The organism is uncultured Polaribacter sp. (assembly GCF_947503855.1).
In the GTDB taxonomy this organism is placed as follows: Bacteria; Bacteroidota; Bacteroidia; order Flavobacteriales; family Flavobacteriaceae; genus Polaribacter.
Genome location: NZ_CANNFF010000014.1, coordinates 20,145 through 40,724, shown reverse-complemented (window position 1 = coordinate 40,724; position 20,580 = coordinate 20,145). Strand labels below are relative to the sequence as shown.

Genomic DNA, 20,580 nt, shown 5'->3' with positions numbered 1-20,580 from the left:
TTGTGGTTAAATCAATTTACTGATTTTCAGTAATATGAACAACTTTTTTTTCTTAAATCATAATGCACAACGGGTTAATATTAAATATAAATAAGGTAAAATATTATACATTTCAGTATTGTACAGGATACTAAAAGCATGATTAGTTTGTAGTATTGTATTTTATATGTTAAAGCATTGTTAACAAACAATTTTTAAAAACAATAATTTATTTTAAATTCATTTCAAATATGAAAAAAACTCTAAAAAAACGAAATTCGTCATTAGGAATAAAGTTGTTACTTTTTCTACTTTTTTCGGTTTTTACAGCTTTTAGTACCCAGGCACAAGATGTAATTACTGGTGTTGTAAAAGATGCTGAAGGATTTACTTTACCTGGTGTTAGTGTACTGCAAAAAGGAACTACCAGAGGAACATCTACAGATTTTGATGGAAAGTATTCAATTAAATTAACAGTTGGCCAAAGAACTTTGGTTTTCTCTTACTTAGGATTCAAAAAGGTTGAAGTTCCCATTAATGGTAAGAAAACAATTAATGTAACTTTAAAACAAGCTTCAGAAAGCTTAGATGAAATAGTTATTGTAGGTTATGGAACGCAAAAAAAAGAAAGTGTTGTAGGTGCTATTTCACAAGTAAAAGGTGAGGATTTAATGAGTGTGACAGCTGGTGTAGCCAATATGGAGGAGGCATTACAGGGTAATATACCTGGTGTTACTGCTATTCAAGGTAGTGGGGTTCCTGGGCAAAACAATATGAGAATTTTTGTTCGAGGTAGAAGCTCATGGAATGGAGAAGGTGGTCCACTTATACTGGTAGATGGAGTGCCGAGATCTATGACTGATATAGATATGAACGATGTAGAAAATATATCAGTACTTAAAGACGGTTCTGCTACAGCAGTATATGGTGTTCAAGGTGCTAATGGGGTAATAATAATTACTACAAAAAGAGGTAAAGTAGGTAAAGCGGAAATGTCATTAAGTGTTAATTCAACTATTAAAATGGTTTCTCAATTACCAGAAAAATTAGATTCTTATAATGCTTTATTGGAGGCAAATAGTGCTATTTTAAGAGGGATTGCTCAAGCTCCTAATACATGGAATAATTATACACCATTGGATATTGTAGAAAGATACCGTAATCCATCTAGTTTAGAGCAAAGTTATGTTTATCCTAATGTGAATTGGGAAGATGAACTGTTAAAAGATTTTGCGCAAGATTATAGAGTTAATTTGTCTGTGCGTGGTGGTAATAAAAAGGCTAAATATTTTGGTAGTTTAGCTTACCAAACTGTAAGTGACATTTTCGATGGAGGGAAATACGATAATCAAAGAGGTTATTTAGGTGAGTATCGTTATGATAGATTTAACTTTAGATCTAATATAGATTTTAGTATAACAAACACTACTGAGTTATCTGTAAGTATAGCAGGATTTTATGGTATTAGAGAGAGCCCTGGTAGTTTAGGTAATGTAACTAATGGACTATATTTAATTGCACCAACTTTATATCCTCCAGTATATCCAGATGGGATATATGGAAACCCTTTTAGTTATTTTAATGTGTATGTAAACCCTGTGCAGACTTTACAAGGTACGGGTTATGATACGTTTAGAACCTTTCAAGTCAATTCAGATTTTGTTCTGAAACAAAAATTAGATTTTATTACTAAAGGTTTGTCGTTTAAAGGAAGATTTACCTTAGATAATACGCAGAGAAGTAGACAAGATTTGAATGATGGAGGTGTAATCTTTAGAGTCTATGATGGTGATCAACCAGATTTACTTATTCCAGATGTGGATAGTCGATTTGGTTATGTGCAGCCACCATGGAATTTACAAACATTAGAAGTAGAAGAGGGACAGCGATCTCGTAGATTGTTGTATGACCTCTCATTAAATTACAATACAACTTTTGCTGATAAACATAATGTAACAGCGCTGTTCTTATTAAGAAGGCAAGAGTCTGCAAGAGGTAGTGGTGGTCTAAATGCCTTTCCAAGATACCGTGAAGACTGGGTAGGAAGAGTTACTTATAACTATGATTCTAGGTACTTTATAGATTTTAACGGTGCCTACAATGGATCTGAGCAATATGGACCAGGTTTTAAATTCGGATTTTTTCCTTCTGTAGCTGCAGGTTGGACATTGTCTAACGAATCTTTTATGGAAAAAACAAACGATTGGCTAAATAAATTTAAAATTAGAGGTTCTTATGCTACTTTAGGTGATGATAATTTTCCTACATCAGGTGGTAGATGGAGATGGCTTTCACAATGGGAATCTTCCAACAATTCAGCATTCTTAGTTCCTAGTACTTATCAAGGTAACAATGGAAGATCACCTTATAACTTTTTTAGAGAGGCAGTAGTAGGTAATCCAAACCTACAGTGGGAAGAAGCTGTTAAATATAATATAGGTGTAGAATTTTCTTTATTTGACGGTTTATTAACAGGAGAAGTAGATTATTTTGCAGAAGATCGTGATAAAGTTGTAGTTCTTGGAAATAGATTACAATCAGATTTAGCAGGAGCAACTGCTCCACCTGCTAACATAGGTGCAACTGAAGTAAGAGGTTATGAAGTTGTTCTTGGGGCTAATTATACTTTTGATAATGGTTTAGATTTATATGCAGATTTCAATTTTAATCAAGCAATAGATAGAATAATAATATCAGACGATCCTTCTGGTTTACCCAGTAATCAAATAGAAGCTGGTTTTGCTATTGGTCAAGGTAGATCAGCTATTCCTGCAGGTATTTTAACAAATTGGGATGATATTTATAGTTCAACACCACAAACCCAAAACCAAAGTTTAGTACGTCCTGGGTACTACAATGTTGTAGATTTTGATGGAGATGGTATTTATAATAACAATTTTGATAATGCACCATTCGGTTATCCAAGTCAACCTCAAAGAACTTGGAGTGCTACTTTAGGAGCACGATACAAAGGGTTTAGCATTTCAGCGCAGTTGTATGGTACCCAAAATGCTTCGAGATTGTTCAGTAATCAAACGTTTAGTAATTCAACACCTTTAATCTTTACTCAAGATTTAGATTATTGGACTGTAGATAATCCAAATAATACAGATACTCAACCGTCATTTGGTGTTCCAGGTGCAGCTAACCCAAGAGATAATTGGTTAGATGGATCTTTAACAAGACTTAGGTCAGTTTCTTTATCGTATGATATTCCTAAAAAGACTTGCGAAAAACTGGGATTAAAGAAGCTTCAACTTTTTGCAAACGGAAATAATTTATTCTTGTGGTCTGATTTTCCAGATGATAGAGAATTTAATACATCAGGAGAAGCAAGATCAAGAGGAGATTATCCTACCTTAAAAAGATTTAACTTTGGTTTTAATATGAATTTTTAAAAAAAGATAAAAATGAAAAACTATATAAATAAAATACTATTAATTTTAGGACTCGTATTCTTCTTTTCATGCGAGGACTATTTAGATGTTGCTCCAGACGCAATTGTAACCGAAGAAGATGTTTTTTCTACTTTTATTAATACACAAGGTTTTGTAGAAGAAATGTATGCATTAGTAGTCTCTTATGAACAGCAAGCGCACACCTTTCAAGATTTTCTTTTGGGTGATGATGGTTTTGTTGATAGACCCACAAAAGCAAGTGGAGATATTGATGCTGGAAGATTTTATGATGTAATTAGAGATAATTTTGTTTACTTAAATAACCATAGAAACGCTCAGTATGGCTCTACAGGTGCAAATTCTGCCAATGTTGAAAACCAAAATAATTTTAATAGACAAAGACCTGGAGTATATGATGGTAGCTTAAGAGGAATTCGTAAAGCTAATATTATAATTCAGAATGTAGAAAGTGAAGAAAATGGAGGGAAAGATTTAATGGTAAATGCATCTCAGGCAGAAAAAAATGTTATCCTTGGACAAGCTTACTTTTTTAGAGCCTTTTTCCATAATGAAATCATGAAATTTTGGGGTCGTTATCCATATGTAGATAAGGTATTAGTTGATGATTTTGAATTATTACGACCAGAGACCTACAAAGAAGTAGCTTTACTTGCTAATGAAGATTACAAAAAAGCTATAGAATTATTACCTGTAGATTGGGATAATGAACCTTATGGGCAAAGAACACGTGGCGAAAATAAAGGAAGACTTACGAAAGGAACAGCATATGCTTTTCAAGGAAAAAATTTACTTTTAGCAGCTAGTCCTTTAATGAAAGGAAACAATGAAAGTATAAACACCTATGACTATGACACTGAGTTATGTGAGATGGCAGTAGAAGCTTTTTCAGGTATTCTAAAGTTAGCAGACCAAGGACGTTATCGATTAGCTTCTACATTGGATGAATTAGATGAAGTATTTTGGAAATCTCCTACACCTGGTGCGTGGCCAGGAGCAACTGAATTTATTTTTGCTGCAACCGGTGGTAGTCAAGGGCAAGCCACAAGGTTTATGGCATCTGGTGTATCTAGAGCTATTCATACTAATTCTGGTGGATATGAGGTGATTAGTCCTACACACAACTTTATTCATAATAATTTTGGTATGGCTAATGGACTATCTATTGAAGAGGATCAAAAACTTCCAGCAAGTCAAAGATTATTCGATGAAACGAAACCTTTTGAAAATAGAGATCCACGTTTTTATAAATGGCATATTATTGATGGCGATGTTATTGATCCAGGAGCTGATGATCCGCATAAAACCGCACAACTTTGGTTTGAATCACCTGTAAATAAAGGTGTTCACAGAAGTAATAATGCTGAAAATATTAAAATATTGAATAATACAGGGTACATGTGGACCAAATTCTTCCCTAAGGTTGATGGTAAATATCATACAAGATGGAATCCTATCATAAATCAATATGTAGGAGTACGAATGCATATGAGACTTACAGATGTTTATTTAATGTATGCAGAAGCATTACACGCATCAAAAGGAGCAAGAGTGGCACCAGTTTCTTACAACTTAACTGCAGAAGGGGCTATTAATTTATTCCGTACTCGAGCAGGTGTCCCAAATGTAGCTCCTAGTATAGTTGCAGATAACAACAGGTTTATGGATGAATTAAGAAGAGAAAGAGCTGTTGAGTTAAGTTATGAAGCACATAGATGGTTAGATATTAGACGATGGGGCTTGGCTCATTTAGATAAATACAAAAGAAAATTAGCATTAAATTTCCCACAGGATAGAAGTAGTTTCACAGAATCACTTTTAATTGAAAGAATTTGCGAGTTTCCTAAGCATTATTGGTTGCCTTTCCCTGTTGAACAAACACAAATTTACCCTGGTTTTACTCAAAACCCAGGATGGTAATCTTGTATAAATCCGCTTAAATTATTAAGAAAAAAATGAAGATAAATAAAATAAATAGGTTGTTTGCTCTACTTAGCTTAACGTTGTTTTGCTTTAGTAATTTTACAATAGCTCAAACAGATGGAACAGAAGTAACAGCAACTGTTGTCGATGAACAAGGTAGTCCAATAAGTAATGTTTATGTTTTTAACGCTAATGGAGATAAAGTTTCTTCTGATGTTAATGGACAGTTTAAAATTATATTAGAGGATGAAGAAGAATCCATATCACTTGAAAAAGTAGGGTATGAAACATTAATTCTAACTTTAACTGATATAAATGGTAATATTACCATGAAGAAATCCCTTTTTTTAGCATCGGAAGAAGATGAATTGAAGTTGGGAGTTGTCACCAAAAATAAACGTAATATTGTAGGAGCAGTTACATCAATCAATCCTAAAGATCGATTAACTTTTGATAATACACAACGTCTAAGAAATTATATAAATGGATTGATGTTAGGTGTCAGAGGTTCTGGTAATATTAGAGGTATTGGTGGTGCAAATGATGCCGTGTTTGTAATTGATGGTGTTATTGGGCGAGATCCTAATATACTAAATATGGAAGAAGTTGAGCAGATAACAGTATTAAGAGATGCTAATTCCGTTGCTCTTTATGGTAGTCAAGCAAGAAATGGTGTAATTGTTATTAATACCAAGCGTGGTAAAGCCAATAAAAAAGAAGTTAATGTTAATGTGCTATCTAGTTTTAGTACTCCTATTTCTTTACCTAATTATTTAGGTTCAGCAGATTATATGACACTTTTTAATGAAGCACTTACTAACGATGGTGTACCAGCTGATGATGGACGAAGATTTACAAGTGAAAGAATTCAAAATACCAGAAGTGGCTTAAATCCTTTTGAATATCCTGACCTAGATTTATATTCAAGTGAATTTGTACAACCTTTTGTGCATTCTACAAATGTTATTACAGAATTTTCAGGAGGAAATGAAAACAATCAATATTATGTAAATGTTGGTTGGAATCGAAATAGTGCATGGGTAGATATTAATGATGATATTAATGCAGGTACTAACCGTTTTAACATAAGAGGTAATATAGATTTTAAAGTAAATGATTGGATTACTAGTAGTTTAGATGGGATAGCAATAATAAGTACAAACAAATCCTCTAGAGGTAATTTGTTGAATACTTCAACTACTTTAAGGCCAAATATTTATACACCATTTTTGCCCATAAATTTACTAAATACTAGTGACCCTGTCATTAGAGGACAACTTGATGCTGCAAACACATTTAATGGCATGCTTTTAGGAACTTCACAACAATTTGGTGCAAATGCTCCTGTAGCTTTAGCTATAGCAGGAGGAAATCAAAACACAGTTTTTCGTTCTACACAATTTAACAATACAATTAATTTTGATTTAGATAGAATTGCCAAAGGTTTATCTGCCAAAACTTATTTAAGTTTTGATTTTTATGATTCACATAATAGATCAATAGAGAATGATTTCAAAACCTATGAACCAACTTGGCAGGATAATAGAATAATAGCACTTAATGAATTTGGTGTAGATTTAAAAGACCAAAGAGAAAACCTTAGTACTAATGATTTTATATCTCGTTTTGGTTTTTATGGATTAATTAATTACGATACTACTTTTGGAAAAGATCATTCTTTAAGTACCACCTTTTTAGGTTTTTTTAACTCTCAAAGACAAAATGATGTTAGGCAAACAGATATTGATTCTCATGTTGGGTTTCAAACATCTTATGATTTTAGAAAGAAATTATTTGTCGATTTTACTGGAACTTATACTACTTCTATAAAATTACCAGAAGGAAATAGAGGAGCTTTATCGCCTACAGGAGGTATAGCTTATGTTTTAAGTGAAGAGCCTTTTTTAAAAAACAACAAGGTTATCAATTATCTTAAAATAAAGGCTTCAGGTGGTATTATTAGATCAGATCGTGGTATTAATGGTTATTTCTTATATGATGAAAATTATTCAAATGGAAGCAATGTTAATTGGGGAGATGGACAATCTAACAATAGACAAAATATTACACAAGGACAAAATCTAGATTTAACTTTTGAAGAACGTATTGATTTTAATTTAGGTTTAGAAACTTATTTAATGAATTCACTTTGGATAGAAGCGAATTACTTTAGAACAGAATTGGACAAACAAATTACATTTTTACAAGATCAATATCCTTCTTTTTACAATACTTTTAGACCTTATGAGAATTTTGATAACAATTTATACACCGGTTTTGAACTAGGTATAAATTACAACAAAAGTTATGAAGATCTTTCAGTTAGTATTGGCGCTAATATATTATATAGTCAAACAGAAAGAATTAAAAGATCAGAGGTGTTTGCTGAAGATTATTTACAAACCCAAGGAAGAGAAATTTCTACAATATTTGGGTTACAAGACCAAGGTTTTTATTCTGAAGCAGATTTTACTACAGATGTAAACGGAGATAGAGTTTTAAATACTGGTTTACCTACTCCTCAATTTGGTAATGTACAACCAGGAGATATAAAATACCAAGATCAAAATGGCGATAATATTATTGATAACGATGATAGAATAGCATTAGGACAATCTAGTAGTCCTTGGACTTATGCGTTAAATCTTAATTTAAGCTATAAAAGATTCAACCTATTTGTTTTGGGTACAGGTCAATCTGGTGCAATGGGTAATAAGTTAAATAATAATTTTAACGAATATTATTCAGTTGATGGTAATGATAAATACTCAGAAGTTGTTTTAGGACGATGGACGCCAGCAACTGCAAATACGGCAACTTTTCCTAGATTATCTTCAGTTACTAATCAAAACAATTTTAGAAATTCATCATTTTGGTTGTACAAAAATAATTTCTTCAATATTAGCCGAGCTCAGTTAACGTATCAATTTACTGAAACTTTAGTTGATGATTTAGGAATAGAAGATCTTAGTATGAATATATCTGGAACAAATTTAATCGAGATATCTGAAAATAGAGATATACGTCAATTAAGAATTGGTAGCAATCCCCTTGCTAGAACTTTTACTCTAGGATTAAGAGCATCATTTTAATTCAAACTATAAATTAGATTAACAAATGAAAAATTTAATAAAAAATATATTAATTGTATTGGTTTTTGCCGGAGTAATTGGTTGTGAATTTGAGCCAGTTGAGGAAAACCGATTAGGTTTCGACGATATCAGTACCTTTCCTGAAAGAGCAGAAGGGTTATTGTTAAATGGATATACAGGCCTTGTAAACCAATATTCATTTTCAGAAGCAGCTACCGATGATGCTGTTAATAACAATTTAAATAATAATTACAAACGAATTGCTTTAGGAGAGTTAAATGCACAATTTAATCCTGCAGCTCGTTGGAATAATTATGAGCAAGTATTTTGGGTAAATCAATTCTTAAATGTTGTGGATGCAGGAGAAACGCAATGGAGTAGAGATGAATTAACGAATACAATGTTTGAAATGCGTTTAAAAGGAGAAGCACTGGCATTAAGAGGATTACATCATTTTTACGTGCTTCAAGCACATGCTGGTAAAAATTCATCTGGAGAATTATTAGGTATTCCATATTTTACAGAGTTTATTGAATCAGATGGTAACTTTAATGTACCTCGTTTATCATTTGAAGCTTCTGTTCAAGCTATTATGGCAGATTTTGATGCGGCACTTGATTTATTACCTACAGATTATGGTTTAAGCGAAGTAAACGTAGATCCATGGTATTCCAATTTAGATGATTTTGATTATGCTAAATATGGATTAGTAAATGATAACTTTTTTGAACTACGTATTTCTGGAAGAATAGTTAAAGCTTTAAAAGCACGTTTGGCACTTTTTGCAGCAAGCCCTTCTTTTTTAGATAGCCAAAGTTACTATGAAATTGCAGCAAATAATGCTGCACAAATTATTAATACAATTGGTGGTGTTAGTGGTTTAGATCCAGTAGGTAATGAATTTTATGCATCTGATGCTAATATTAAAAGTAGAGAATCCCTTTGGCGTGGATCTTTAGGAAGTATTAATGCTACTATCGAAAGAAGAATGTTTCCTCCATCAGTAAATGGAAATGGGGAGATTAATCCAACTCAAAACTTTGTAGATGCATTTCCTATGCTAGACGGAACACCTATCTCTGAATCTACTTCTTATAATCCTCAAGACCCATATGAAGGTAGAGACCCAAGGTTAAAAAAATATGTTGTTGTTAATGGTGCTGAGTTTGGTGGAGGCATAATTAATACTGGTGTTGGAGGTGGCAATGATAGGTTAGACTCTATTCCAGGACAATCTACAACAACTGGATACTACCTTAAAAAATTATTACAACCAGAAGTTAGAATTAACAATGACGGAACTGCTCAAGGTAAGATACATGCTAATGTCTATTTTAGGTATACTGAACTATTTTTAATATTTGCAGAAGCAGCTAATGAGACTGTAGGTCCAGATCAACCAATTGAAGGAATTTCTGCTTATGATGTTATTAAAGCAATTAGAAATAGAGCAGGAATTACTGGAGGAGATGCTTACTTGGAATCAATTAAATCTGACCAAGTAGCTATGAGAGAGCTTATTAGAAATGAACGTCGTATAGAATTAAGCTTTGAAGGCCATAGATTTTGGGACCTTAGGAGATGGGGATTACCGCTAAATGAATCAGCTAGAGGTTACTTTTTTGACGGAAATGATTATATTGAGCTTCCGTCTGTAGAAATTAGAAATTATCAATCATTTGCAACTTATATGCCTCTCCCTAATGCAGAGATATTAAAATTCTCAGCATTAGAGCAAAATAATGGATGGTAAAATAATTTTGTAATATTAAAAGAATAAAAAATAGTAAACATGAAAAAATATTTATTAATATGCGTAATAGCCTTTAGTATATTGGCCTGCGAAAATGAGGTAAATGAATTTCCTGATTTTGGATCAACCTCAGTGTATTTTCCATTTCAAACACCAATTAGAACATTAATTCAAGGTAAATATGATTTAGGATTTAATGATAATGATAATAATGGAAGATTTGAAATAGGTGTTACTATGACAGGAGTTTATAATAACAATATAGATAGAAAAGTACATTTTGAGTTAGCTCCTGATTTAATAGATGCTGCAGCTTTAGGTCTTGATACTGTAAATGTTGAGGTGTTACCTTCTTCTTATTACACAATAGAACAAGAAAGTCCGGTAACAATTCCATCTGGTTCTATAAGCGGACGTATTCCAGTACAACTATCAGATGCATTTTTTGATGATCCAAAGTCATTTGCAGAATTTGGAGAAGTTCATTATGTTATTCCATTAAAAATTACAAAATACGAAAAATTAGATTCGCTTTTAGTAGGTGTACCAGCAGAGGGTGTTACAAACCCTATTAGAATTAAGGCAGATGATTGGCAAACAGAACCTAAAGACTATACTCTTTTTGGTATTAAGTATATGAATAAATACCAAGGTATCTATTTAAGACGAGGAGAGGATACAGCTTTAGGGTCTAATGAATCAGTTACAGTTTTTGCAAACGGAGATCCAACAGAAACCCAAACAGAAATCATTGATGGTTCTACAGTGTACAGATCTGAATTTGTTGTTGATGATGAGTTACTCCCATTAGCAACTTCAGGAAGAAAAGACGTAACAACGACTATCGGTGTTAGAAGACCTGGTAGCGCTACGAATAGTACATTGTCTTTAAATTTAGCATTTAATGACAATGAAGAAATTACTGTAACCAATGCAGACCCCAATAGCGACGTTACTGTAACAGGTACTGGACGTTTTGCAGAAGATGGAGATGAATGGGGTGGTAAAAGTAGAGATGTAATTTACTTAGATTTCCAATATAGAGAATTGGTGGTAGAAGTATCTAAAAAAGAATTTTTTGGTAACTTAATTTCTACAACAACAACTACATTTGATTTGTTACACACTGTTAAAGATACTCTAGTTATAAGAGATAGAGACGTTAAATTTGAAGAGTTTACTATTAATTTAGAGAAATAAAACTAGAATTTAATAGTAAAAAAACACTTTTTAATTCTTTTCTCAATTACAAAAAGCCCTTCATTATTTTTATAATGAAGGGCTTTTTAGGTTAAAAAAACATCATAACATCAAAAAATAAATTAAGTAATAATGAAACACACTAAATCAATTATTAAAATCTTAGTAATATTTTTAATACTAGCATCTTGTCAAAAATCAAATGAACAAATACCATGGAATAGTTTAATAATTAACGATAATCTAGAGGGTTGGAATATTAAAGGTGGAAATGCCACTTATAAAAATGATAATGGAACCATTATAGGCACAACAGCAGCAAATACACCTAATACATTTTTGTGTACAAATAAGAATTATACAGATTTTATTTTAGAACTAGATTTTAAAGTAGATCCTGTAATGAATTCAGGTATTCAAATCCGTAGTAATTCGCTTCCTTATTATAGAGACGGAATGGTACATGGTTATCAGGTAGAAATAGACCCATCTAAACGTGCTTGGAGTGGTGGAATCTATGACGAAAAAAGAAGATTATGGTTAAATCCGTTAAAAGATAATACAGAAGCTCAAAAAGCGTTTAAACAAAACGAATGGAATCATTATAGAATAGAGGCTATTGGAGATACTATTAAAACTTGGATTAATGGAGTTCCAGCAGCTCATTTAATAGATGACAAAACTTCGGAAGGTTTTATTGGATTACAAGTACACGGAATTGGGAAGCATAAAGATAGATTAGGAAAACAAACCATGTGGAAAAATATAAAAATTTTAACTACAGATTTTGAGAAATATTCTAAAAAGTCTCCCTTAAAACCAATCATCACTAAAAATAAGCTAACTTATCAAGAAAAAAGATCGGGTTGGAAAATGCTTTGGGATGGAAAAACAACAAATGGTTGGAGAGGAGCAAAACTAGATAAGTTCCCAGAAAAAGGATGGTCTATTGAAAATGGAGAATTAATAGTCGCAGATACTGGAGGAGCTGAATCAACTGCAGGTGGAGATATTGTAACCACAAAAGAGTATCCCAATTTTGAACTGTCAGTAGATTTTAAATTAACTGCTGGCGCAAATAGTGGAATTAAATATTATGTAGACACAGAGCTTAATAAAGGTCCAGGATCTTCTATAGGTTTAGAATATCAAATTTTAGATGATGCTTTGCATGAAGATGCGAAAAGAGGTTCTCATGAAGGAAGTAGAACTGTTTGTTCTTTGTATGATTTAATTAAGGCAAATCCTATAAAACCATTAAAACCAATTGGAGAATGGAATACAGCGTATATTAAATCTATAAACAATCACGTAGAACACTGGGTGAATGATGTTAAAGTTTTAGAATATGAAAGAGGAAGTGACGAGTTTTTAAAACTAGTTTCTGAAAGTAAATATGCCAAATGGCCAAACTTTGGATTATTAGAAAAAGGTCAAATTTTATTACAAGATCATGGAGATAAAGTATCATTCAGAAATATTAAAGTAAAAGTTCCTAAACCTAAAAAGAAAAAATAATGGATACAAGTAGAAGAAACTTTATAAAAAAAACAGCTACTGCAGCTGCAGGAATTGGTTTGGTAGGTTCAGCAAATGCCATGTCAGCAAAAAGTTATAACAATATAATCGGCTCTAATGATAGAATAAATTTAGCCATACAAGGTTTAGGACGTCGTTATGGTGGTTTTATAGATGGCATTGCAGCCAAAGAAAATAACGTCCGCTTAAAATATTTGTGCGATGTCATGCCAAGTCAATTAGATAAAGCTCAAATAAAAGTTGGAAAAAAGATAGATTATAAAATTAAATCTGAAGAAGACATTAGAAAAATTATTGATGATAAAAAAATAGATGCCATTTTTATGGCAACTCCAGATCATTGGCATACTCCAGGAGCAATCATGGCAATGCAAGCAGGCAAACATGTATATCTAGAAAAACCCTGTAGCCATAATCCACATGAAAATGAATTGGTGGTTGCTGCCCAAAAAAAATACAACAAAATTGTACAAATGGGGAATCAGCAAAGATCATCCGTAGAAAGTCAAGAGATTATTGCAGATATTCATAAAGGTATTATTGGTGATGTGTATAAAGCTGTTGCCTTCTATACAAATAGAAGAGGTCAAGTGCCATTGCCGGTTAAAGCTGCACCTCCAAAAGGATTAAATTGGGATTTGTTTCAAGGCCCAGCACCACGAAAAGACTATATGCATGATACTTGGAACTACAATTGGCATTGGTATGGTTGGGATTTTGGAACTGCAGAAATGGGTAACAATGCAACCCATGAATTAGATATTGCAAGATGGGCTTTAGATGTAAAATATCCTGAATATGTTGATGTAATTGCTGGTAAAAGACAATTTAAAAATGATGGTTGGGAAATGTACGACCAAATGGAAGCTACTTTTACTTTTGCAAATAATAGAGTGATTCAATGGGATGGAGATAGTAGAAACGCCTATAAAAAATACGGTCGAGGAAGAGGAACCATCATTTATGGTTCTAAAGGTTTGGTAATGGTAGATAGAAGTGGTTATGAATTGTATGATTTAAAAGGCAAGCTAATTAGAGAAAAAAAATCTGGTGGTAAAGAAGGTGGTCTTGCTTTAGGTGGTGGTGGAAATTTAACCACAAGACACGTAACTAATTTTTTCGAAGCAATTAGAGGAAAACAAAAACTAACATCGTCTATAGAAGTAGGTGCTATTTCTCAAATGTTAACACATTATGCCAATATTTCTTATAGAATTAACAAAGGTTTTAATGTGGATGAAAATTCTGGTAAAATTTTTGATAGAGATGCTATGAAACTTTGGTCTAGAACTTATGAACCAGGTTGGGAGCCAAAAATCTAAAATTTGAAAAGACGTAACTTCATAAAAAAAGTAGGAATTGCTTCAGCAGGAATTTTAAGTGCTAACGCGGTATTTGGTAATATGTCAAAGCTAAATTTTAGTCCTAATGATGCTATTAATATTGGAGTTGTTGGAACGGGATCTAGAGGTGCCGGTTTAACTTCAATGATTAACAATGTAGAAGGTCTTAATGTTATTGCGGCATCTGATATTATTCCATTTCGTCTAGAAAATGGTCTAAGAAAAGCAAAAACTAAAGTTAAAGGTTATAAAAATTACAAAGCCTTATTAGACAATAAGGATGTAGATGCCGTTATTGTTGCAACTCCTTTTAGTACACATTCTAAAATTGCAATTGACGCTTTGGATGCTGGGAAACATGTATATTGCGAAAAAACATTGGCTAAAGGATATGAAGGTATTCAGCAATTAATAAATAAAACAAAGGTATCTGATACAATTTTCCAAACTGGTCATCAATACCATAGTTCTAGATTGTATACACACGTTGTAGATTTAATTCACCAAGGAAAAGTAGGCAATATTATTGCTTTTGAATGCCAATGGAACAGACATGGAAATTGGCGAAGAAAAGTGCCAAATCCAAGTCTTGAAAAAGCGATTAACTGGAGAATGTATAGAGAGTTTTCTGGTGGTTTAACTGCAGAACTATGCTCTCATCAAATAGATTTTACAAACTGGGTTTTAGGTGAAACACCAGAACAAGTTATGGGTGTTGGTGGTATTGATTACTGGAAAGATGGAAGAGAAACGTATGATAATGTGCACCTTACCTATTCTTATGCTAGTGGAGTAAAAGCAAAATTTTCTTGTTTAACGAGCAATGCAAAAGATGGTTATCAAATAAAAGTTTTAGGTGATAAAGGCACTTTAATTATTGACCCTAAAGATGCTTGGTTTTATCCTGAAGGAAAGAAAAATAAAGTTATGGGCGAAGTTGATGGGGTTAGTGGAGCCACTGCTCAGTGGGATAAAGCAAAAGGTTATAATATTAACATAGAACATTTAGATCCAAGTAATCAAGCTTTATTAGATTTTAAAAAAGCAATTATAAATAACAAAGAACCTTTGTCTAATATTACATCAGGAGCTAAAACCGCAGTTTGTGTTCAAATGGCATTAGATGCGATGTATAATAATAAAATAGTAAAGTGGAATAAGAATATAATATACTAATTTTATGAAATGGCTAAACAAATATCTTTTTAGTTTTTTTTTAGTAACAATTTCGCTACAAGCTCAAACAAAATTACCTGCTTTCTTTGCAGATAATATGGTGTTACAGCAAAAAGATAAAGTTGCTATTTGGGGTAATGATGCACCAAATACAACTATTACGATTGCTACAACTTGGGGAAGTAAGGCTAAAGCTATAACTGATAAAAACGGTATTTGGAAAACTACAATTAAAACAAAAAAAGCTTCTTTTACTTCAGAAACGATTTCAATAAAAGGAACTTCGTCAATTACATTAAATAATATTTTAATTGGCGAGGTTTGGTTTTGTTCAGGGCAATCTAATATGGAAATGCCTTTAAATGGTTTACGAAAATCTAAAGTTTTAAATGCTCAGAAATATATCAATATTGCGAATAATAAAAATATTAGATTATTTAATGTACCAAGAACCGCAAGTGTTTTACCTAATAATGATGTAAACGCTAAATGGCAAGAGTCTACTATGAAATCTGCAAGAAAATTTAGTGCAATTGGGTATATTTTTGCGATAGAATTATATCAGAAATTAAATGTACCAATTGGTATTATTGAGTCTTCTTGGGGAGGTACAAGAATAGAAAGTTGGATTCCAAAAGAAGTTTTATCAAAATACAAAAACATTAGGTTTTTTAATAAACTACCTAAAGAAGAAAATAAGCAGAAAAAGCCTGCTTTTTTATACAATGGAATGATACATCCTTTTCAAAATTTTACGGTAAAAGGATTTCTTTGGTATCAAGGCGAATCTAATAGAACTCAGCCAAAACCATATAAAAGCTATATGAAAGATTTAATTGGTTCTTGGAGAACACAGTGGAAAGATAGCAATCTTCCATTCTATTTTGTGCAAATAGCACCATTTAATTATACGAAGTACAAAAAAGGAACAGCAATTAGATCTAATTTAATAAGAGAAGCGCAATTGCAAACTGCGCAAGAAATTAAAAATACTGGAGTCGTAATTACAACAGATGCTGGAGATTGTAACGATATACATCCTTCAAAAAAAGAAATTATTGCAAAACGACTTGCAAATTGGGCACTAGCAAACCAATACAATAAGAATTTAATTTTTAAAAGTGCTGAGTTTAAATCTTTAAAATTTAATGAAGATAAAGCGATTGTAAACTTTAAATTCTCAAAAAAAGATTATTTTTTGAGTTCAGAAAATATAAAAGGTTTTGAAATAGCAGGAGAAGATAAAATCTTTTATCCTGCAAAAGCAATCATCAACAAAAACCTAAAAAGCATTACTTTACATCATGAAAACGTTAAAAATCCTGTGGCAATTAGATATGGTTTTAAAGCATGTTTCGAAAGTAATCTTAAAACACAATCAGGTTTACCAATTTCTGTATTTAGAACAGATCATTGGTAATAGTTTTTTTTCAGGATAGGACAGGATACAATTCAGTAACTTTAGATTTAATTTTATGAGCTTATAAGGCTTTATAAAAACGAAGCTTAAAAACAAATAATACTTTAACAATTAAAATATGTTTAAAAACAGTTTTTTATTAGCACTACTTTGTGCTTTTAATGGTTTACTCTCAGTAAATGCCCAACAAAAAACAGATTCAGATAAACCAAATATCATTTTTATTTTAACAGATGATCAACGTTTTGATGCTATTGGTTATGCAGGTAATAAATTTGTACAAACTCCAGAAATGGATAAATTGGCAGAATCAGGTACCTATTTTAATTCTGCTATTGTAACCACACCAATTTGTGCAGCAAGTAGAACAAGTATTTTAACAGGTTTGTATGAAAGAGCACATAATTTTAACTTTCAAACAGGGAATGTTAGAGACGAATATATGGATGAATCTTATCCAAGATTGTTAAAAGATAACGGATATTATACTGGTTTTTATGGTAAATATGGAACAAGGTACAATCATTTAGACAAACAATTTGATGAGTACGAATCTTATGATAGAAATAATCGTTTTAAAGATAGAAGAGGATATTATTATAAAACTTTAGGTAAAGATACTGTACATTTAACAAGATATACAGGTCAAAAAGCATTAGACTTTTTAGATAAAAATGCTAATGGAGATAAACCTTTTTGTTTGTCTTTAAGTTTTAGCGCTCCTCACGCACATGATGGTGCTCCAAAACAATATTTCTGGCAAGAACCTTTAGATGCTATGTTAGAAGGTACTACAATTCCTGATCCAGAATTAGCAGACGATAAGTATTTCTTTGCACAACCAAAAATTGTAAGAGACGGTTTTAATAGATTGCGTTGGACTTGGAGATATGATACTCCAGAGAAATATCAACACAGTTTAAAAGGTTATTATAGAATGATTTCTGGAATCGATTTAGAAATCAAAAAAATACGCACCAAACTAAAAGAAACAGGTCAAGATAAAAATACAGTAATCATTTTAATGGGTGATAATGGTTACTTTTTAGGAGAGCGTCAGTTTGCAGGAAAATGGTTAATGTATGATAACTCTATAAGAGTACCTTTAATTGTTTTTGACCCTAGAGAAAACAATCATCAAGATATTGATGATATGGTATTAAATATTGATGTAACTAAAACTATTGCAGATTTAGCGGGTGTAAAAGCACCAGAATCTTGGCAAGGTAAAAGTTTAATGCCAATTGTTAGAAAAGAGAAAAAATCTATTGAAAGAGATACTATTTTAATCGAACATATTTGGGATTTTGACAACATTCCTCCAAGTGAAGGTGTTCGTACAAAAAAATGGAAATATTTTAGATATGTAAATGATAAAACAATTGAAGAACTTTACAATTTAGAAAAAGATCCACAAGAAATTAAAAACTTGGTTGGTAAAAGAAAATATAGAAAAGTTTTAGCAAATTTAAGAGCTAAAACAGATGAATTAATCAAAAAGAATGGAAATCACTTTAGAGCAGCTCCAACAGATTTAACAGTTGAGTTAATAAGAGCACCAGAAACTGAGGTAGAAATTTTCGATTTAAAACCAGAATTTGGTTGGACAGTTCCACTAGGTGCAAAATACCAAGGAGCTTATCAAATTTTAGTGGCTTCTAGCAAAGAAATTATCGACGCCAATAATGGCGATATTTGGGATAGCAAAAGAGTAGCTTCATCAAAATCTACAGATGTAGAATTTGAAGGAAATGCGCTAGAAATTGGTAAAACCTATTTTTGGAAAGTTAGAATTTGGGACGAAGCCAACAGATTAGTAGATTATTCTGAAGTTCAAAAATTTACAACCGGTAAAAGTGATAGTTATATCATATCCACAGAAAATAAATACATTACTACAAAAGTAAAACCTAAAAAGTTTGAAAAAAGGGGTGATTTTTATTTTATAGACTTTGGTAAAGCTGCTTTTGCAACCATGAATTTTAATTATGTAGCAAAATCACCACACACAATAACTGTTAGAGTGGGTGAAATGTTAAATGATAAAGGTAATGTAAACAGAGTTGTACCAAAAAGAAGTAACATTCGTTACCAAGAATTAAAGGTTGATGTAAAACCTGGTAAAACTCAATATCAGATAAAAGTACAATCAGATGAAAGAAATACAAGAGCCAACAAAGCAGTTCCTTTGCCAGATGGTTTTCCTACTTTAGTTCCTTTTAGATATGCAGAAATAGAAGGATTTGAAGGAGAATTAAAAGCTGAAGATTTTACACAATTGGCTTTCCATAGCTATTGGGATGAACAAGCAAGTAGTTTTAAGAGCAATAATGATGTTTTAAATCAAGTTTGGGATTTATCAAAATACTCTATAAAAGCTACTACGTTTAATGGATTATATGTAGATGGAGATAGAGAACGTATTCCTTATGAAGCAGATGCGTACTTAAATCAATTAAGTCATTATACAACAGACAGAGAATATGCAATGGCAAGAAGAACCATTGAGTATTTTATGAAAAATCCAACATGGCCTACAGAATGGCAACAACATGTTCCTTTATTAATCTATGCAGATTATATGTATACAGGAAATACAGAGTTGATAGAACGTTATTATGAGCCTTTAAAGCACAAATCTTTATTCGAATTATCTAATGAAGATGGATTAATTACATCAACTAAAGTTGATGTAGAATTTATGAGAAAGTTAGGTTTTCCTGACGGATACAAAAAACCATTAACAGATATTGTTGACTGGCCTTCTAAGAACTTTGCAGGTAGCAAAACAAAAGGAGAACGTGATGGTTTTGTATTTAAGCCATACAGTACCGTAATTAACTCTTTCTTTTACGAGAATATGAAAATCATGGCTGAGTTTGCTAAGTTACTAGGCAAAACACAAGAAGCTTTAGATTTTGAGTATAGAGCTGCAAAAGCTAAAAAAGCAGTTAACGAACAAATGTTTAATAAAGAAAAAGGTATTTATGTAGATGGTATTGGTACAGATCATTCATCTTTACACGCAAACATGATGCCTTTAGCATTTGGTTTGGTTCCTGAGGAGCATTACCAATCTGTAGTAGATTTTGTAAAATCTAGAGGAATGGCTTGTAGTGTTTACGGAGCACAATTTTTAATGGACGGTTTATACAATGCAGGTGAGGCAGATTATGCATTAAAATTGTTAGCAAGTAAAGCTAAAAGAAGCTGGTATAATATGATTCGTGTAGGTTCTACAATTACTTTAGAAGCTTGGGATTACGACTATAAGATAAACTTAGACTGGAATCACGCTTGGGGTGCAGCTCCTGCAAATGTAATTCCTAGAGGTTTATGGGGTATTAAACCTAAAACACCAGGTTTTGGTATTGCTACTATTAAACCTCAAATGAGTAACTTAAAAAATAGTGAGATAGAAGTACCAACTGTTAGAGGAACTATCAAAGCAAAATATACCTATAATGGAAGAAGATTACAGACGTATGAAATTGAAATTCCAGGAAATATGGTTGCAGAATTCTCTTTAAATGGTTCAGAAGGAAAAGAGTTTATCCATAATGGAAAAAGCGTTCCATCTGCATTTAAAATTGTAAGATTAACACCAGGTAAACATACCATTCAATTAAAAATTAATTCTTTTTAAATTTTATGAGTACTGTAATTTTTTAAAATATAATTGATATAAATAAAAGGCAGCTAGAAACTGCCTTTTATTGGTCAATAAACACATCTAAAA

General features: G+C 32.0%; 10 protein-coding genes. All 10 read left to right on the top strand.

All coding sequences use genetic code 11. The features are described 5' to 3' along the window. Positions 1 to 230: 230 nt before the first annotated feature. The 10 genes from Q0662_RS11480 to Q0662_RS11435 all read left to right on the top strand — a co-directional run bounded on the left by Q0662_RS11480 (position 231) and on the right by Q0662_RS11435 (position 20,487). Positions 231 to 3,377 carry a TonB-dependent receptor gene (locus Q0662_RS11480; protein WP_298949913.1) on the top strand — a complete coding sequence of 1,049 codons (3,147 nt, stop codon included), beginning with the start codon at positions 231 to 233 and terminating at the stop codon, positions 3,375 to 3,377. Between the two features lie 12 nt (positions 3,378 to 3,389). Next, a complete protein-coding gene (locus Q0662_RS11475; protein ID WP_298949911.1) occupies positions 3,390 to 5,315 on the top strand; it encodes a RagB/SusD family nutrient uptake outer membrane protein in 1,926 nt (641 codons plus the stop codon). 35 nt (positions 5,316 to 5,350) lie between these two features. After that, complete coding sequence (locus Q0662_RS11470; protein ID WP_298949908.1) at positions 5,351 to 8,410, top strand: SusC/RagA family TonB-linked outer membrane protein; 3,060 nt, start codon at positions 5,351 to 5,353, stop codon at positions 8,408 to 8,410. A gap of 25 nt (positions 8,411 to 8,435) precedes the next feature. Next, entirely contained in the window at positions 8,436 to 10,163 is a 1,728-nt protein-coding gene (locus tag Q0662_RS11465; protein ID WP_298949906.1) for a RagB/SusD family nutrient uptake outer membrane protein, read from the top strand. Between the two features lie 39 nt (positions 10,164 to 10,202). Then, the gene (locus Q0662_RS11460) at positions 10,203 to 11,363 is read left to right on the top strand and encodes a DUF5627 domain-containing protein (protein ID WP_298949903.1); all 1,161 of its coding nucleotides are present in this window, start codon (positions 10,203 to 10,205) and stop codon (positions 11,361 to 11,363) included. A gap of 132 nt (positions 11,364 to 11,495) precedes the next feature. Then, positions 11,496 to 12,881, top strand: coding sequence for a DUF1080 domain-containing protein (locus Q0662_RS11455; RefSeq protein ID WP_298949901.1), 1,386 nt, complete (start codon positions 11,496 to 11,498; stop codon positions 12,879 to 12,881). Next, positions 12,881 to 14,224 (top strand): Gfo/Idh/MocA family oxidoreductase, encoded by a 1,344-nt coding sequence (locus Q0662_RS11450; protein ID WP_298949898.1) that lies wholly within the window; start codon positions 12,881 to 12,883, stop codon positions 14,222 to 14,224. Before Q0662_RS11455 ends, Q0662_RS11450 begins: the two co-directional genes overlap by 1 nt. Before the next feature lie 3 nt (positions 14,225 to 14,227). Then, the gene (locus Q0662_RS11445) at positions 14,228 to 15,421 is read left to right on the top strand and encodes a Gfo/Idh/MocA family oxidoreductase (protein WP_298949895.1); all 1,194 of its coding nucleotides are present in this window, start codon (positions 14,228 to 14,230) and stop codon (positions 15,419 to 15,421) included. Between the two features lie 4 nt (positions 15,422 to 15,425). Beyond that, positions 15,426 to 16,841: a sialate O-acetylesterase gene (locus tag Q0662_RS11440; RefSeq protein WP_298949891.1), complete on the top strand. Its 1,416-nt coding sequence runs from the start codon at positions 15,426 to 15,428 to the stop codon at positions 16,839 to 16,841. A 118-nt stretch (positions 16,842 to 16,959) separates the two neighbouring features. Then, on the top strand, positions 16,960 to 20,487 hold the full coding sequence (locus Q0662_RS11435) for a family 78 glycoside hydrolase catalytic domain (protein ID WP_298949888.1): 3,528 nt from the start codon (positions 16,960 to 16,962) through the stop codon (positions 20,485 to 20,487). Positions 20,488 to 20,580 lie beyond the last annotated feature (93 nt).

Coding starts and splice junctions, on each gene's coding strand:
- Q0662_RS11480 (WP_298949913.1), top strand. CDS start 231: ATGAAAAAAACTCTAAAAAAACGAAATTCGTCATTAGGAATAAAGTTG.
- Q0662_RS11475 (WP_298949911.1), top strand. CDS start 3,390: ATGAAAAACTATATAAATAAAATACTATTAATTTTAGGACTCGTATTC.
- Q0662_RS11470 (WP_298949908.1), top strand. CDS start 5,351: ATGAAGATAAATAAAATAAATAGGTTGTTTGCTCTACTTAGCTTAACG.
- Q0662_RS11465 (WP_298949906.1), top strand. CDS start 8,436: ATGAAAAATTTAATAAAAAATATATTAATTGTATTGGTTTTTGCCGGA.
- Q0662_RS11460 (WP_298949903.1), top strand. CDS start 10,203: ATGAAAAAATATTTATTAATATGCGTAATAGCCTTTAGTATATTGGCC.
- Q0662_RS11455 (WP_298949901.1), top strand. CDS start 11,496: ATGAAACACACTAAATCAATTATTAAAATCTTAGTAATATTTTTAATA.
- Q0662_RS11450 (WP_298949898.1), top strand. CDS start 12,881: ATGGATACAAGTAGAAGAAACTTTATAAAAAAAACAGCTACTGCAGCT.
- Q0662_RS11440 (WP_298949891.1), top strand. CDS start 15,426: ATGAAATGGCTAAACAAATATCTTTTTAGTTTTTTTTTAGTAACAATT.
- Q0662_RS11435 (WP_298949888.1), top strand. CDS start 16,960: ATGTTTAAAAACAGTTTTTTATTAGCACTACTTTGTGCTTTTAATGGT.